This is a genomic window from Candidatus Binatia bacterium (assembly GCA_036504975.1).
In the GTDB taxonomy this organism is placed as follows: domain Bacteria; phylum Desulfobacterota; class Binatia; order UBA9968; family UBA9968; genus JAJPJQ01.
The window spans coordinates 127,114-145,996 of sequence record DASXUF010000105.1; the positions used below are offsets into that span (position 1 = coordinate 127,114).

Here is an 18,883-nt window from a genome sequence, read left to right on the forward strand (position 1 = left end):
TCGCGATCAAAAGAGCGTATTGGTCGATTGGACATGGAAAATCAGTTCATACCTCGCATAGTCAACCGCGACTCGGTTCCCTTGTCGTTTGCCCAGCAGCGGCTCTGGTTTTTGGACCAACTGGAACCTGACAACCCGCTTTATAACGTCCCAACGGCCCTGCGGTTAAGCGGCAAACTGAGTGTAGAACTCCTGCGAAGATCGCTTGACGCTATCGTAGCGCGACATGAAGCGCTGCGGACAACCTTTGTTCCGCTGGACGGAATCCCCGTACAGGTGATCGGCGCATACCGGCCCGTGGAACTTACGGTGATCGACCTTGCCCAGGGGTCGCCTTCCGAACGCGAGGCGAAGCTGCGGCTTGCGCTCAAGGAAGAATCGCGCCGGCCTTTTAAGTTGTCCGCGGATTTGATGTTGCGCGCGACCTTGGCCCGGTTGGACGACGATGATCACGTATTGCTCCTGGTGATGCACCATATTGCGTCCGACGGCTGGTCTCGCGAGATTCTCTTTCATGAGCTCGCCGTCCTGTACAGGGCCTTCGCGGAAGGCAAACCGGAACCCCTGCCCGAGCGGCCCATCCAGTATGCGGACTTTGCAGTCTGGCAGCGCGAGCGGCTGCAGGGCAAAATTCTAGAGGACCAACTCTCTTACTGGAAGCAACGGCTCGCGGGCCTGACAGTCCTCGATCTTCCCATCGACCATCCGCGCCCGGCGGTTCAGAGCTTCCGCGGCGCGCGTCAATCGTTTGCGCTGCCCAAAGCCCTCTGTGACGAGCTTAAAGCGTTCAGTCGCCGCCAAGGATTGACGCTGTTCATGACGCTGCTGTCGGCCTTTCAAGTCCTGCTGCATCGCTACACGGGACAGGATGATATTGTCATCGGCTCGCCGATCGCGGGTCGCACCCGCGCTGAGATCGAAGAGCTGATCGGGCTGTTTATCAATACGCTGGTTTTGAGAGGCGACTTGTCGGGCGATCCCAAATTCACGGAGCTGCTGGCTCGCGTGCGCCAAGCGGCCCTAGAGGCTTACGAACACCAAGAGCTGCCGTTTGAGAAATTAGTAGAGGAGTTGCGTCCCGAGAGAGATCCGAGCCGCTCTCCGCTGTTTCAAGTGATGTTCGTCTTGCAGAATATGCCAAGGACAGCCCTGGAGCTGGCAGGCGTTACAGTGACTCCTCTAGAGGTAGACAGCGGGACCGCTAAATTTGATTTGACGCTGTCGATGGCGGAGCAAGCCGGCCTACTCAGAGCGACGTTGGAGTACAGCGCCGATCTATTTGAAGAGGCTACCATCGAGCGGATGGCCGGGCACTTTCAAACCTTGCTCGAAGGGATCGTGAGGAATCCGGATCAGCGCCTCTCCGAGTTGCGGATACTGACCGAAGCGGAGCGGCATCGAATACTCATAGAGTGGAACGATACGAAGAGAGATTATCCGACGGACAAGTGCATTCACGAACTCTTCGAGGAGCAGGTGGAGCGGACTCCCGACGCGGTGGCGGTGGTCTTTCCTTCGACGGGCTCAGGACAGAGCGAGGACCGACAACTCACTTACGGGGAATTGAATCGCCGGGCCAATCAGTTGGCGCACTATCTTAAGAAGCGCGGCGTGGGTCCGGAAGCGCTGGTCGGTCTTTGCGTCGAGCGCTCTTTGGAGATGGTGGTGGGACTGCTGGGAATTCTCAAGGCCGGCGGGGCGTATCTGCCGCTGGATACGAGCTCTCCCAACAAGCGTCTCGCGTTCATTTTGCAGGATGCTCACATAGCGGTGTTGTTGACTCAGCGGCGACTGGCCGAAGGGCTTTCCGACGAGGTGAGGCATACGATCTGCCTCGATACGGATTGGCAGGCCGTCGCCCGGGAGAGCGATGCGAACCCGGTCAGTTCCACAAAAGGAGAAAATCTCGCCTACGTGATCTATACCTCAGGCTCCACGGGAACACCCAAGGGAGTCCTGGTTGAGCATCGACAGATTCTCAACTATGTCAAAGGCATCTCGGATCGCTTGCACCTGGAGCCCGGCGCCGGCTTCGCTATGGTTCAACCGCTTTCCGTGGACTCGAGCCAGACGGTTATTTTCCCCGCATTAATTTCAGGTGGCTGTCTCCATGTGATATCCGAAGACAGAGCTGCTGACCCGCGGGCACTCGGCGACTATTTTCGCCGCTTTCCCATCGATCTGCTTAAGATCGCTCCGTCCCATCTGGCTGCCCTGCACATCTCGTCCCCTCCCGAGCGACTCTTGCCGCGTCGTTGGCTGGTGCTCGGCGGGGAAGCTTCTCGGCGGGATTGGGTAGAGAATTTGCGACCGCTGACCCGCTGCTCCACGTTCAACCACTACGGCCCGACGGAAGCGACAGTAGGCGCGCTCACGTTCGCGATAGGAAGGGAGCAAAGTGACCACGCTTCTTCAACGGTTCCGATAGGACGCCCTCTCCCTAATATTCACGTCTATATATTGGACCCCCACGGGCAACCATTGCCGGTCGGGATTCCCGGCGAGTTGCACATCGGCGGTAGTGGTGTGACCCGAGGTTATCTCAACAGGCCTGAGCTGACGACGGAGAAATTTATCCCCAACCCTTTCAGCGACGAGCCGGGCGCGCGCCTCTATAAGAGCGGAGACGTGGCGCGTTATCTCCCTGACGGGAACATCGAGTTCCTCGGTCGCGCCGACCACCAGGTTAAGATCCGTGGCTTCCGCGTCGAGCTGGGGGAGATCGAGGCGGTGCTCGGCCAGCATCCGGACGTGCGGGATGTGACGGTTTTGGCTCGGGAAGATATCCCCGGCCGGCAGCGCCTGGTAGCCTATATCGTCGCCAACAAGGAGCGCGCGCCCACAACCGGCGGCAGGCAGCGCTATAGGCTGCCGAATCATATGGCTGTGGCGCAGTTAAATAAGTACGAGACCGACTATATCTACGAAGAAATATTCGAGCGCCAGGCGTACCTCAAGCATGGGATTGCGATTCGTGAAGGGGATTGCGTCTTCGATGTGGGGGCAAATATCGGCCTGTTTACCATCTTCGTGCGGCAAATGTGTAAAACCGCCAGGGTATACGCCTTTGAGCCGAATCCTTTTGCCTTTGAGATATTGAGCCTGAACGCTTCGCTCTATGCTCCCGGCGCGAAATTGTTCGATTGCGGCTTATCTAACGAAACCAAGACAGCTTCTTTTACTTTTTTCCCCGGCTTTTCCCTGTTCTCCGGCTTCTATGCCGACGCGCAGATTGAAAAGGAAGTCGTAAAGACATTCATGCTGAATCAGCAGAAAGCCGGCAAGGCTCATATGGCCGAGCTCTTAGAGCAGGCCGACGGCATACTCGACGAGCGGTTTTCGCCTACCACCCTGCCCGTTCGGTCGAGAACTCTTTCGGCCGTGATGGAGGAGGAGGGCGTTGAATGCATAGATCTCTTGAAGATCAACGCGGAAAAGAGCGAACTCGATGTTCTCAACGGGATCAACGACGTTGACTGGAAAAAGATCAAACAGATCGTCCTGGAGGTCGATGTTCAGGAAAATCTGCGCGCTATTCTCTCGTTGCTGGAGCGGCAGGGCTATGACTTCATCGTGAAGCAGGATGCGCTGCTTGAGAATACTCAACTCCGCTACGTTTATGCGATCCGCCCGTCAGAGGGTAGGCGGCTGGAAAGGAATGCGGAGCGGGCGGAGATTGAGCCGATCCCGATGCTGAGCGATTCTTCGCTTTCTCCCGACGAGGTGAGGCGCTTTTTAAGAGAGAGGCTGCCCGAACATATGGTGCCCTCCGCGTTGGTCTTTCTCCAGGCTCTCCCGCTGACTCCTCACGGCAAGGTGGACCGCCGCGCGCTGCCGGCGCCTGAGCAGACGAGACCCGAGCTGGAAAGCTCATACATCACGCCTCGCACGGAGGTCGAGAATGTTCTAGCCGCGGTTTGGATGAAAGTTCTCAAGCTCGGTCAGGTCGGCATCCATGACAACTTCTTTGATTTAGGGGGGCACTCCCTACTGGCCACCCAAGTCATCTCGCGCCTGCGTGAGGCTTTCCACGTGGAGACGCCGATGCGCGCGCTTTTTGAATCGCCTACGGTGGCCGGCCTGGCTAAGTACATTGAATCGGTTCGCCAGGAGGCAACCGGCGCAAGAGCCTTACGTATATTGCCCGAACGAGTTATTCGAGACTATCCGCTATCTTTTTCTCAGGAGCGGTTTTGGTTTCTCAGTCAACTGGAGCCCAACAACTTAGCTTACAAGGTCACGTTTGGCTTTCACCTCACCGGGCCGTTGAATACCAAGGCTCTAGAGCAATCACTCACGGAGATTGTGCGAAGGCACGAAACCCTGCGCACGACGTTTCACCTGAGAAACGGCGAACCAGTCCAAGTGATTTCTGAACGATGGTCCTTTCCGTTAACGATTATAGATTTGAGGCAGCAAACTCCGGTCGATTCAGAAGCAGAAGTCCAACGACTCTTTGAAAACGAGCGTCGACGTTTTTTTGATCTGTCCGTCGACTTGTTGTTGCGAGCTACTTTACTGCAACTGGGTGCAGATGAGCATGTTCTGGTTTTAAGCAGTCATCACGTCGCCTGGGATCACTGGTGTATCGAATTATTTTTGTGTGAACTCTCCGTTCTTTACCAGGCTTTCGCCACTGCCAAACCCTCTCCGCTTTCCGAGCTACCGATTCAGTATAAGCACTGTACGCTCTGGCAGCGAAAAATGTTTCAAGGCGCGGAGCTTGAAAATTATTTGGCGTACTGGAAGAAGCAGCTTAGCGGGGCACCAGCCAGCTTGAATTTGCCCGCCGATCATCCACGTAAGCCATTGCACAATCGCCGGGGAGGCCGCCAAACCTTGGTTGTTCCGAAGGTCCTGGATAGCGCTCTAAGATCTCTTAGTCGAAAGGCGAGCGTAACATTCTTTATGACGCTCTTGGCGGCTTTTCAGACGCTGCTGCATAGGATGACCGGTGAGGATGATATTGTCGTGGGGACTCCGGTAGCGGGTAGGGACCGATCCGAGACTGAGGGCCTCATTGGTTTATTTCTAAATTCCCTCGCGTTGCGTACGAACCTGTCAGGTAACCCGACTTTTCTTGAACTTTTGGCAAGGGTTCGCGAGGTTGCGCTTGGAGCGTATGATCACCAGGAACTCCCCTTTGAGAAACTGGTGGCGGAATTGCAGCCAGAGCGATATTTGAGTAGGACCCCCATCTTTCAAGTCTTTATCAACATGTACAACTTTAAAGAGGTCAGCCTTGAGCTTGATCGGCTGTCCGTGAGGCCTCTAAAAACGCCTGAGCCAACGCCGCAGTTCGATCTAGAGCTTTACATAAGAGAACACGACGATGGAATTCATTTAATATTTGTCTATGATTCCGACCTGTTCGAGTCTGCTACCATTGCCCGACTATTGGCGCATTTTCAGGTTTTGCTTGAAGGTATCATTTCACACCCAGGGCAGCGGCTCTCCGACTTACCACTACTGACCGAAGCCGAGAAGTATCAACTTTTGGTGGAGTGGAACGACACGCATCGAGATTTTCCCCGCGACAAATTCCTCCATGAGCTTATCGAAGTCCAGGCCGAGAAAACCCCGGACGCGGCGGCGGTCGTCTTCGAGGACAAAGAGCTGACCTACCGCCAACTGAATCAACGGGCCAATCAGCTCGCGCGCTATCTCAGAAAACATGGGGTCGGGCCGGACGTCCTGGTCGGAATCTGCGTGGAGCGTTCCCTGGAGATGCTCGTGGGCCTGCTCGGCATCTTGAAAGCCGGAGGCGCGTATGTGCCGCTGGACCCGGCCTATCCGAAGGAGCGGTTGGACTTCATGCTCAAGGACGCGCAGGCGCCCGTCGTTCTCACCCAAAAGCGGCTGGCGTCGGAGGTTTCCAAGGACGGAATCCGCGTCGTTTGCCTGGACTCCGATTGGCGGACGATCGCCGCTGAGGGCGCGGAGAATCTTCGCCGCGAAGGCAGAGAGGAAGACCGGGCCTACGTGCTCTATACTTCCGGCTCGACGGGAAAACCGAAGGGGGTTCAGATTCCGCAGGGCGCTTTAAGGAATTTCATCCACGGCATGCGCGAGCAACCCGGGCTTACGGAACAAGACGTGCTGCTTGCGATCACCACTTTCTGCTTCGACATCGCGACCCTGGAGCTTTTTTTACCGCTGGTCGTCGGCGCCCGCCTGGTCATCGCCGGCCGGGAAGCCGTCGCCGACGGGCGTCAACTGATCGAGCTGATCGCAAAGTCCCGCGCCACCGTCATGCAGGCGACGCCGGCGACCTGGCGCCTTCTGCTCGACGCCGGTTGGCCCGCAGGCGCGCGTTTAAAAATAATTGCCGGCGGGGAGCCTTTGACGCGCGAGCTGGCATCTCAACTGCTGGCCAGAAGCTCGTCTTTGTGGAACGGCTACGGCCCGACCGAAACTACCGTTTACTCCAGCCTCTACCGAGTGGATACTTTGGAGCGGCCTATTTCCATCGGTCGCCCGGTTCCGAACACCCGGCTTTATATCCTCGACTCGCATTTCCAGCCGGTGCCCATCGGCGTGCCCGGCGAGCTGCTCATCGGCGGGATCGGCGTGGCGCACGGCTATCTCAATCGACCGGAACTGACGGCCGAGAAGTTTATCCGCGATCCCTTCAGCGAGGATCCGGAATCGCGTCTCTACAGAACGGGCGACCTGGTGCGGTATCTGCCGGACGGCAACATCGACTACCTCGGCCGCATCGACAATCAAGTCAAGCTTCGCGGCTTCCGCATCGAGCCGGGAGAGATCGAGACCGTGCTGGCTCAGCATCCGATCGTGCGCCAGGCCGTGATCACGGCGCGGGAGGACGTGCCCGGCGACAAACGATTGGTCGCTTACGTCGTCGCGAATGAGGAAAAAGAAGGCGCCGCCGCCGAGCTCAGAAACTTCCTCAAAGCCAAACTGCCCGACTATATGGTGCCGTCCGCCTTTGTCTTCATGGAGTCTCTGCCGCTCACGCCCAATGGAAAGATCGACCGGCGCGCGCTGCCGGCTCCCGACCGGACCCGGCTTGACGAGGATTATGTCGCGCCGCGCACTCTTCTCGAAGAGTTGATAGCGGAGATCTGGGCGGAGGTCCTCAAACTGGAAAAGGTCGGCATCCATAACGACTTTTTTGATCTAGGCGGCCATTCGCTGTTGGCCACCCAGGTGGTCTCTAGGATGCGCGAATCCTTGCAGGTGGAATTCCCTCTGCGTGCGCTGTTTGAGGAACCGACCGTGAGTGGATTAGCCGAGCAGGTCGAAGAAGCCCGGCGCAAGGCCCGGGGCGCGCAAGCGCTTCCCATTCTTGCCGTATCAAGAGAAGAGGGTCTTCCCCTCTCCTTTGCTCAACAGCGGTTGTGGTTTTTAGATCAGCTGGAACCTAAGAGCTCGGCCTATAACATACCCGGATCGATGCGATTAAGAGGTTCACTCAATGTTGCAGCCCTGGAGCGTAGCCTAAACGAAATCGTCCGGCGTCACGCAGCGCTGCGAACGACCTTCTCGACGATCGACGGAGAACCGGTCCAGAAAATCGCACCCTCACTCCCCCTGACTCTGGCGGTGGTCGATCTCACCGATCGTGCAGAGAATACACGAGCGGACGAAGCGCAACGCATCGTCAGCGAAGAAGCTCGCCGGCCCTTCGATCTGAGCCGCGGGCCGCTTTTGCGGATAAAATTAATTCAGCTCGGTGAACAAGACCATGTTCTGATTCTTATCGTCCATCATATTGTGTCCGACGGTTGGTCGATGGGAGTGCTTTACCGCGAGTTGTCGGCGCTCTACCGAGCATTCACCGACGACCGGCCGTCACCGCTTTCGGACCTGCCCATACAGTACGCGGATTTTGCTGTTTGGCAGCGTGAATGGTTGGCAGGAGAGGTTTTAGAGTCGCAGCTTTCATACTGGAAAAATCAGCTTGCCGGCGCCCCTGCGGTGCTCAATCTTCCTGCGGACCGACCGCGGCCGGCGCTCCAGAGTTTTCGTGGAGCGAGAGAATCCGTCGAACTGACCAAAGAACTGATTCAGGGACTTCATGCCGTAAGCCGCCAAAACAACGTCACCCTGTTCATGACGTTGCTGGCCGCGTTCCAAACGCTGCTGCAACGTTACACCGGCCAGGACGACATTGTGGTGGGCTCGCCCATCGGCAATCGCAATCGGACCGAGATTGAGAGTTTGATCGGCATGTTTGTCAACACGCTGGTGTTGAGGTCTGCCCTGTCAGGCGAGCCGACGTTTACGCAACTACTGGCTCGGGTGCGCGAGGTATGTTTAGGGGCCTATGCGCACCAAGATATACCGTTTGAAAAGCTGGTTGAAGAACTCCATCCCGAGCGCAGTCTCGGCCACTCCCCGCTGTTCCAGGTTTTGTTCAACATGATCAATGTAGACCGTCAAGGCCCTACATTCGCAAAGCTGGCGGCCGAGCCCATTGGGCATCACGATGCGGAATCGAAATTTGACCTCACCCTGTATGTCTACGTCAGGCCGGACGATCGAGGCATCGGGCTCACCCTGGTATTCAATACGGACCTCTTCGACGCCGTCCGAATGCAAGAGTTGCTCGATCAATTTACCCACCTGCTCGAACAAATCGCGGCAGCGCCGGACCAATCGATCGGCTTCTATTCCCTGGTGACGGAACGGTCGCGGCAACTCTTGCCTGACCCGACGGCGGTTCTGGCGGCGCCCAATTTCTTGTCGGTCACGCGCGAATTTCTCGCGTGGGCGGAAAAATCGCCCGAGCAAAAGGCGGTGACCCAGGACGAACGCTTTTTGACATACGGGGAATTGTCAGGGATCGCTGGCCGCATCGCCCGGAGTCTAGCGGCGCACGGGATTACACCCGGGGATGTCGTGGCGGTCGCCGGGCCGCGCTGCTTTGGGATGATCGCGAGTATCGTGGGCGCGCTGATGAGCGGCGGAGTTTTGCTGACCATCGACCGCAACCTGCCGGCCAATCGCCAGCGGCTGATGATTGAGGCCGGGCGCGTCAAGTGTCTCCTGTACGTAGGCGACCGGCGGCAAGAAGATGGCTGGCTGCGCAAGATGCCCGGTTTACCCATCATCCCGATTTCGAAGAATGGCCGCGCGCCTGTTTCAACGGGCGAGCTAGCGGCGCTCGACGGCGTTTCCCTGCCCGAGATTTCGCCCGATGATCCCGCGTATATTTTCTTCACCTCCGGCACCACGGCTGTGCCCAAAGGCGTCTTGGGTTGCCACAAAGGCTTGAGTCACTTTTTGGCTTGGCAGAAGAGCGAGTTCCAGATCGGGCCGGAGGACCGGTGCGGCCAGTTGACAAACTTTTCTTTTGACGTCGTTCTGCGCGATATCTTTCTGCCTCTGGTCAGCGGCGCAACTCTCGTTCTCCCTCCCGAAACTTTGGATCCTGCTTCGGAGCTTGCCTTATCCTGGCTGGACCGGCAAAGCGTGACCCTGTTTCACGGCGTGCCAACGCTCGTGCAACACTGGCTAGGCAACATTGAAGACGGGGTCTGCCTCCGGCACCTGCGCTGGGCGTTCCTCGCCGGCGAACCGTTATTGGATACGTTCGTCCGAAAATGGCGCCACACGCTCCCGCGAGCCGGTCAGATCGTGAACCTTTACGGTCCGACGGAAACTACCTTGGCCAAATGCTTCCACGTGATACCCGATGAGCCGTTTGCGGGTGTGCAACCCGTCGGCAAACCATTGCCACAAACTCAGGCGCTGGTGCTAAACCGCAACGGCCGGCTGTGCGGCGTGGGCGAGCCGGGTGAGATTGTTATTCGCACGCCCTTCCGGACCCGCGGCTACATCAACTCGCCCGAGGAACAAGCCAAGCGTTTTGCGCAGAATCCCTTCCGCGCCGATCCCGACGATGTGATTTATTACACCGGCGATGGCGGTCGTTACGGCACGGACGGCGCCTTGGAGATTCTCGGCCGTCTGGACAAACAGATCAAGATCCGCGGGGTGCGCATCGAACCCGATGAGGTTACGGCGATCCTCAGTCAACATACCGAGGTAAAGGCGTGCTTCGTGGCGGCGCGAAAGGCGCCCGACCGCGAGCCGGTGCTGGTCGCCTACGTCGTGCCTTTCACGCGGAATAAGGTGGCTTCGAGCGACTTACGTTCCTATCTCGCCATGCACCTCCCGGCTGCGGCGGTGCCCGCGGCGGTGGTCTTTCTCGAAGCGCTGCCGTTATCGCCCAACGGCAAGGTGAATGCCCAAGATCTCCCCGAACGGGAGAGCGGCAGGCTCGAATCGACGACAACTTTCTTGGCGCCGCGTAACGCCACCGAGCAATCGCTGGCCAAAATCTGGTGCGAGGTGCTCAAGCTTAAAAAAATTGGCGTGCTGGATAATTTCTTCGATCTGGGCGGGCACTCGCTCATGGCCACCCAGCTCGTCTCACGGATCAGACGCAATTTTGGTTTGGAGATTCCGTTGCAAGCTATCTTCGAGCAGCCGACGATCGCGGGTCTGGCGCTTTACCTTCTTGAGCAACAGGCGCAGTCTCTCCATAACGATCAATTTCATGAGCTGCTCGCGGAGCTCGACGACCTGTCGGATGCGGAGGCGGAGCGGCAATTACTCGATTTAAATCGCCGGCCACCGACGGCGCCAGCTGAGAAGCAGGCCCGCGTGTCGACGGTCTCTTCGTTTCATTGCCCGCAGGTGAAGTCGGAGTTTTTTGGAAAACGCCGGTGCAACCTCATCATCCTGATCAACGAACGCTTCGATAGGGCGAGTTTTGAGCAAGTCGCCGCCTTTGTTCGCGAGCTCGACCCGACGATCGACGCCGTGGTGGTCAAGGATACGGATTCGGAAGAGATCGCCCTGCCCCAGCGCCCGACTCTGACATTCTCGCCGGCGTTGATTCGCCATCGTCCGCGGCGTCCCGGCCGGGTGTTCTGCGGCTATCCACTCAGTAAAAGCCAAGAATACGAAGCGTTGGCCAAGGCGAATATAGCGGTGCCGAGATGGGCGTTGTTAAGCGCGGACGACCAGGCGGACCTGTCGGGCTTCGACGACTACCTGGTGCGAAAGCCCAACTATGGCGGCCGGAGCGCGGAGGTGCTTCTCGTGCGGCGCGATCGGATCAAGTGGAAACCGATCACGACAAAGTCGGCGGGGACAAGCGACTCGATGATCGTTCAACAATTCGTCTATACTGGAGCCTTGCCGGCCTGTTATCGAGTCAACACGCTTTTCGGCCAAGTGTTGTACGCAATGAAATACCAGGCCAACGGCGCGCGCCCCGAACTTCCGGCGTTAGCGGACTTGAAATCGGCTGTAGCACAGAAGGGCTTCACCGTCTCAGCCACGGCGCACGGCTCTTTCACCGAATTATGCTTCGACGAAGAGGTGATTCGGTTGGGCGAACGGGCCCACGCGGCATTCCCGGAAATCCCACTGCTCGGTTTCGACATCGTGCGGGAGATGCCGTCGGGAAAACTCTATGTGCTCGAAGCCAACGCCATCGGCTATACGTGGAGCATCGCCGGCCCGACCTCGGCGGCCTTTGGGCTCAACGCGGCGGAACAGTTCGATGGACTACGCAAGGCCGCCTATATTCTCGCGGAGAAAACCCAGCAGTGCGCGGAGTGATCGGCGAAACTACCGTATCCCGCTTGGAATACTATGATCGGTAATCTTGGACCGACCAGAAAACTTTACCGGATGACGAAGCGAAACTGCTCATGAGCAATCCCTTCAAGCACACCGTCAATCTTCCCCCGGAGCAGGCAGCGATCCGGGCAAAGTGTTTCCATCCGACCGGAACGTTCGCCGAGTTCAAGAAAGAAGAGATCGAGCAATCGATTCCGGAGCGGTTTGAGAAGATCGTTCGGATGTATCCCGAACGGATCGCGGTCAAAGACGGCACGCAGAATCTCACGTATACCGGGCTCAACAAGATAGCCAACCGTTTAGCTCGCGCGATTCTCGCCCGCGAGGCCAAGCCAGAACCAGTCGTGCTCCTGTTCGAAAAGGGGGTGGAACAGATAGCGGCGATGCTGGCGGTTCTCAAGGCCGGTAAAATAATGGTGCTTCTCGATCCACGGTTTCCTACGAACGAATCGCTGCGATTTTCGAAGATTCACAAGCCGCGCTTGTGATCTCCGATCACCAAAACCTCCGCTTGGCCCGCGAAACGGCAAGCAGCGGATCTCAAGTCATCGATTTCCAGACGAGCGAGTTCGATGCTTCCGCTGAAGACCTGAGGCTCCCGATGGCGCCGGACGCCTCCGCGTCCATCATTTATACATCCGGCTCGACCGGGCGGCCCAAAGGGGCCGTGCAAAACCATCGCAACATGCTGCACAACAACTTTCTTCGAACCAATGATTGCCACGTCTGCCCGGAGGACAGGGTTGCGGCTCTGACAGCCGCGACGGCGAACTCGATTTTCGATGTGCTGTTGCCGTTAGTCAATGGGGCAGCGTTGCTCCCTTTCGATGTCCGCCACGAGGGTGTGAATCGCCTGGCGAGTTGGCTTACAAGTGAAAAAATTTCGCTCTGCGCTATGAGTTCGCGGCTCTTCCGGGCCTTTTGCCAGACCTTGACTGGAGCCGAAACGTTCCCTTATCTTCGTTTGATTAGATTGAGAAGCGAGACCGCACAGAAAAGCGATGTCGCCTTGTATCGAAAATATTTTTCCGCCGACTGTATTTTATATAGTGGGCTGGCAGCGACGGAAGCTGGAAATCTAAGCTCTTATTACATCGACCACCACCTGACGATTCCAGGCGACGAACTCCCCGTGGGTTACGCGTTCCAGGATAAAGAGGTCAAATTGCTGGATGATAACGGCCGGGAGGTTGGTTTCAATGAAGCGGGCGAGATCGTCGTGAGGAGCCGCTACCTCTCGCCAGGTTATTGGAATAGGCCTGATCTTACGCAATCCAAGTTCAGACCCGACCCTTCTGGCGACGGGAGGCGTATTTATGTCACCGGCGATCTGGGTCTGATGCTTCCCGACGGCTGCCTCATTCATAAAGGCCGCAAGGACTTTCGGGTCAAAATCCGGGGTTATGGCGTCGAGATCGCAGAGGTTGAGAAAGTCTTGCTTGCTCACATGGAAATCAAAGAGGCGGTTGTGCTCGCCGAACCCGATGAATCGGGCGAGGATCGTCTGCTTGCCTATATAACGCGCCCAGCGTCGTCGCTGAGTGTCGTCGAGTTGCGTAATTTTTTGGCGCAGAAATTGCCCGACTACATGATTCCTTCCCGGTTCACCTTCGTTGACGCCCTGCCGCTAACATCCAGCGGCAAGCTGGACCGCAAGGCGTTGCCGAAGCTCGACGAGCACCGACCCGAGCTGAGTCAGTCGTATGTGGCGCCTCAAAACGAGGTCGAGCGGATGCTGGCCGAGATTTGGGCGGAGGTTCTTTCTCTCGACCGAGTCGGAGTGCACGATAACTTCTTCGACTTAGGCGGTCATTCACTGGCAGCCGCCCGGGTGGTGTCCCAGGTCATCAAGCAGTTTCGCTTGGAGCTTCCTCTACAATCTCTTTTCAAAGCGCCGACGGTCGCCGAGATGGCCGCAGTGATCGACGAACGCCAAAAAAACCGGCTGACCGAAGAAGAACTGGAACGCATCTTAACCGAGCTTGAAACCATGTCTGAAGAAGAAGCCAAAAAACTCGGCGGTGGGGCGCGATAAATGACCGGCTCGAACCGGCCCCTAACGGGTCGCAGGTTTCGAAATCCGCCCTGGAATTAAATAGTTGTCCTTGCTCCTTGCCCGTGGCTTGTTCCAACTCAATCCACGCGAATCCCGCTCTATTTTGTATCCCGCCGTTATGCACGGTATAATGCGCAAAACCATGAATCACGATCTTGATACGTATGTCGCAAAAGAAAAAAGCGTACAATCCATTCCAGCCCGCTTTGAGAAAATCGCCCGCCAATACCCCGGCCGGCTCGCGGTCAAGATGGGAGATCGTTCGTTAACGTACGACGCTTTCAATCAGGCCGCGAATCGAATTGCGCGGGCCATATTGGCAAAACGCGGGCCCGGAAGCGAGCCCATAGCTCTCCTCTTTGAACACGGGATCGACGTTCTTCTTGCACTCTTTGGAGTCCTAAAGGCCGGAAAGTCTTACGTTGCGATCAATTCTACCTTTCCCCCGGAAAGGATGAACACTATATTGGAGGATTCCGGAACGGGTCTGATCGTCACGAACGGCAGGAATCCAGAGCTTGCCCGGAGCCTGACCAGTGGGGCTCGCGGCCTGCTGAACATCGATGCCATCGACGGCTCGCTCTCTTCCGAAAACCTTGGCCTTGCCATATCGGCCGACGATCTGCTGACCATTCTCTATACCTCCGGCTCTACGGGAGAACCGAAGGGCGTGCGCTACAAGCATAAATCCATCACGCATGATCCCAACGCATATTTTCCCATTCGCGTCGACGACAGAGTGAGCCTGATTCATTCCGTCAGCTTTGGTTCGGCGAGCACGCATTTATATCAATCCCTGCTGAATGGAGCTTCCCTATTTCCTTTTGATTTGAAGTCCGAGGGCGTCCAGGATTTGGCCCGCTGGCTCGGGCGGGAGGAAATCACGATGTTGCACGTGCCCCCGGCCGTTTTCCGCCAGCTCGCGGAGCCCGCTTCGCTTCAAGACAAGCTATCCTATCTGCGACTGCTCCGATTGTCGGGCGCGCCCATCACTAAACTGGATTTTGATCTTTACAAAAAGAATTTCTGTTCGACGACTCTGTTGGAAATTCGGATGGGATCGACGGAATCCAGGGGCATAGGCCGGGCGGTGGTCGATCAGACCTTTTCATTTCCAGAGGACGGTACTCCGGCCGGCTATCCTTACCCGGACAACAAGATCTTTTTGCTCGACGAGAACGGCCGGGAGGTCGGCCCCGGGGAGGTGGGCGAGATCGCCGTGCAAGGCCGCACTTTGAGCGATGGGTATTGGAAACGGCCTGAAGACAACACCGCGAAGTTCTTGCGCGATCCGAAAACGGCGGAGGAGTCGATTTGTTTGACCGGCGATTTGGGCCGGATGCGCCCGGATGGCTTTTTGATTCATCTCGGACGCAAGGACTTCATGGTCAAAATTCGCGGCTATCGTGTGGAGCTCGGCGAGATTGAAAGAACGCTGCGCGCGCATCCGCAGGTGAAGGAGGCCGGAGTGGTCGCCGACGACCGGCAGTCGGGCGAGAAATATCTGGCGGCCTACGTCGTAGCCGCGAGCAGTCCCGGCCCCACGGTCGATGAGCTGCGGCGCTTTCTCAAGGGAACCCTGCCGGATTACATGATGCCCTCGGCTTTCGTATTTCTGGGAACTCTTCCGTTGACCAACGGTAAATTAGACCGCAAAGCGCTGCCGAAGGCCGACGAGCGGAGACCCGAGCTGAGCCAGCCGTATGTGGCGCCGCGAAACGAGGTCGAGCGGATGCTGGCCGAGATTTGGGCGGAGATTCTTTCTCTCGACCGTGTCGGCGTTAACGACAACTTCTTCGACTTGGGCGGTCATTCGCTGGCAGCCACCCGGGTGGTGTCCCAGGTCATCGAGCAGTTTCGCTTGGAGCTTCCTCTACAATCGCTTTTCCAATCGCCGACGATCGCCGAGATGGCCGCAGTGATCGACGAACGGCAAAAAAACCGGCTGACCGAAGAGGAACTGGAACGCATCTTGACCGAGCTTGAAACCATGTCTGAAGACGAAGCCAAGAAACTCGGCGGCGCGCACGATAAATGACCGGCTCCAAACTTATAGACCGTGTAGCCAATCTTTCGCCCGCGAAGCGGGCGCTGCTGGAAAAACACCTTCGGGAGAGAGGGTTGCAATCTCCGCCGCTGCAAACCATTCCGCGGCGCGCGGAACGGGAATCCGCTCCGCTATCGTTCGCGCAGCAAAGGCTCTGGTTTCTCAATCAACTGGAACCGGAGAATGCGGCTTACAACGAAGGTTCAGCTCTAGGGCTGACGGGTCGCCTCGATCCGGATGCGTTGCACAAGGCGATCAATGAGATCGTGAATCGTCACGAAGTGCTGCGAACCACCTTCGTGACGGTTGACGGAAATCCGACGCAAAAGATTAACCGTCCGCGAACCTTCGAAATCCCCTGCGTAGACCTTCAGTCACGCGCGGGCGAAGAGCGTGACGCTGAAGTCGAACGGCTCATCCGCGAGACCATACACCGCCCGTTCGACCTGACTCAGGATCTTATGTTGCGGCCTCTGCTCATACGATTGGCCGATCGAGAACATATTCTCATCCTCGTCCATCACCACATCGCGTCCGACGGTTGGTCCTCCCGAATCTTTAGACGAGAGTTGTCCGTGCTTTACGAAGCATTTGCAAAGGGCGAAACTCCTGCGCTTCCTGAGCCACCGATCCAGTACGCAGACTATGCCGTTTGGCAGCGTCAATGGCTACAGGGGGAGGTTCTAGAGGCCCAGCTTTTCTACTGGAAGAAACAGCTCTCGGGCACTCCTGTGCTCGAACTGCCGACAGATCGCCCCAGACTCGCTGTCCAAACCTACTATGGCGCTAGACATTCCTTTGCCCTCTCCCCTGCTCTGACCGATCAACTCAAGACCCTGAGCCGCCGCGAAGGCGTCACTCTTTTCATGACCCTGTTGGCGGCCTTACAATCCCTGCTCAATCGTTACACCGGCCAGGATGACTTCTCCGTGGGCTCGCCGATTGCCGGTCGCACTCGCCCGGAGACCGAGGCGTTGATCGGTTTCTTCGTCAATACGCTGGTCCTCAGAGCGGACCTTTCCGGCAACCCGACATTCAGGGAGCTCTTAGCGCGCGTACGCAAAGTCGCTTTGGAAGCCTACGACCACCAGGATCTGCCATTTGAAAAGATCGTGGAAGAACTCAATCCCGACCGTAACCTCGGCAGGACTCCTTTGTTTCAGGTGATGTTCGCGCTTCAGAATGCGCCGAGACTGGCCCTGCAACTCCCCGGCCTCACCGCGAGCCCCATGAATGTCGATAGTGGAATTACAAAATTTGATTTGTATCTCTCGCTGTCGGACGCGTCTGATTCTCTTATAGGTTCCCTCGTGTTCAGCACCGACCTCTTTGACCAATCGACGATCGAGCGGATGTTGGATCATTTCCGGATTTTGCTCCAAGGAATGGTCGAAAATCCGGAGCGGCGTATCTCGGATTTGTCGATACTCACCGAAGCCGAGAAACGCTGTTTGCTGGTTGAATGGAATGATACCAAAAAAGACTACCCTAGAGACAAGTGTGTCCACGAGTTGTTCGAAGAGCAGGTCGAAAAAACACCCGATGCGGTCGTGGTGGTTTTCGAGAGCCAGCAGTTGACTTACCGGCAGCTCAACGTGCGCGCCAACCAACTGGCGCGCCATCTCAAGAAGCATGGAGTCGGCCCGGAAGTGTTGGTGGGGATCTGCATGGAGCGGTCGCCGGAGATGATCATCGGACTGCTGTCTATCCTCAAGGCGGGCGGCGCCTATGTGCCGCTCGATCCCGGGTATCCCAAGGAGCGCTTGGGGTTCATGCTCGAAGATATCCAGGCAACCGTGCTGCTGACGGAACAGAAATTGGCTCAGTGTTTTCCTGAATGCAGCGCCCGCCTGGTGTGTTTGGACAGAGACCGGAAAGAACTGGCTCACGAGCCCCGGGAGAACCTTGAGAGCGGAGCGACTGCGAACCAAAGGGCCTGTGTGATCTACACTTCGGGTTCCACCGGGAAACCAAAGGGCGTTGAAGTTCTCCATCGCAGTATCGCCCGACTGCTTTTTGGGGTTGATTACGTGCGGCTCGACGCCAGCCAGACATTCCTGCATTTAGCGCCGATTTCCTTCGATGCCTCGACGTTCGAGATATGGGGAGCGTTATTACACGGGGCCAAATGTGTATTGCCGGCGCAAAGGTTTCCCAGCCCCGCTGAACTGGGCCGTCTGCTTCACCGGCATCAAGTAAGTGTCCTGTGGCTGACCGCTTCACTATTCAACGTGGTTATCGATCAGGCTCCAGAAGCCTTATCGGAAGTGCGGCAATTGCTGATCGGGGGTGAAGCGCTCTCCGTGCCTCACGTGCGGCGTGCGCTTTCTTTATTACCCTCGACGCAAATCGTCAATGGTTACGGCCCGACCGAGAGCACCACCTTTGCGTGCTGCTATCCCATACCGGCTCGACTCGATGAGACTACCGAATCCATTCCCATCGGCCGTCCGATCGGTAATACCCAGGTCTATATTTTGGATGCCCACCTAAACCCGGCGCCGATCGGAGCACGCGGTGAACTCTGTATCGGCGGAGACGGCCTAGCCCGCGGCTACCTTGACCGACCGGAGCTAACGAATGAGAAATTTATACCCAACCCGTTCAGCCGGGAACCGGGGCAACGCATCTATAAAACCGGAGACCTGGCGCGGTACTTGCCCGACGGCAACATCGAGTTCCTGGGTCGGCTCGACAATCAGGTCAAGATACGAGGTTTTCGCATTGAGCTTGGAGAGATTGAGTCTGTATTGGCTCAGCACCCCGTGGTGCACGAGACCGTCGTCCTGGCGCGAGAGGAGGCGCCTGGAGAGAAGCGATTAGTGGCGTATGTCGTCCCGAAACGGGAATTTCCTCATAGCACAAATTATCTGCGGCGTTTTCTACAAGAGAAGCTTCCTGATTACATGATTCCCTCGGCCTTTGTGCAGTTGGAATCGCTGCCATTGACGCCGAACGGCAAGGTGGATTATCGCGCTTTGCCCGACCCGCGCAACCAGGACACGCGAGACCCCAACGAATACGTCGCGCCGCAGGACGAGACGGAACGCGTCCTATGCCGCGTTTGGTCCGAGGTGCTCGGTATCGATCGTGTCGGTCTTGACGACGACTTCTTCGCGAGCGGAGGCCACTCGCTCTTGGCGGCCAAACTGTTTGCG

General features: G+C 57.2%; 4 protein-coding genes and 1 pseudogene. All 5 read left to right on the plus strand.

The annotated features are described in order from the left end of the window. The first annotated feature begins 33 nt into the window (after nucleotides 1-33). Nucleotides 34-11,601 (plus strand): amino acid adenylation domain-containing protein, encoded by an 11,568-nt coding sequence (locus VGL70_14190; protein HEY3304677.1) that lies wholly within the window; start codon nucleotides 34-36, stop codon nucleotides 11,599-11,601. 242 nt (nucleotides 11,602-11,843) lie between these two features. Beyond that, nucleotides 11,844-13,255: pseudogene (locus VGL70_14195) on the plus strand (amino acid adenylation domain-containing protein). Nucleotides 13,256-13,354: 99 nt separating this feature from the next. Next, nucleotides 13,355-13,657: a phosphopantetheine-binding protein gene (locus VGL70_14200; protein ID HEY3304678.1), complete on the plus strand. Its 303-nt coding sequence runs from the start codon at nucleotides 13,355-13,357 to the stop codon at nucleotides 13,655-13,657. Between the two features lie 163 nt (nucleotides 13,658-13,820). Next, nucleotides 13,821-15,716 (plus strand): non-ribosomal peptide synthetase, encoded by a 1,896-nt coding sequence (locus VGL70_14205; GenBank protein ID HEY3304679.1) that lies wholly within the window; start codon nucleotides 13,821-13,823, stop codon nucleotides 15,714-15,716. Then, on the plus strand, nucleotides 15,713-18,883 hold a 3,171-nt coding region (locus VGL70_14210; GenBank protein HEY3304680.1), incomplete at its 3' end, for an amino acid adenylation domain-containing protein. The genes VGL70_14205 and VGL70_14210, both read left to right, overlap by 4 nt.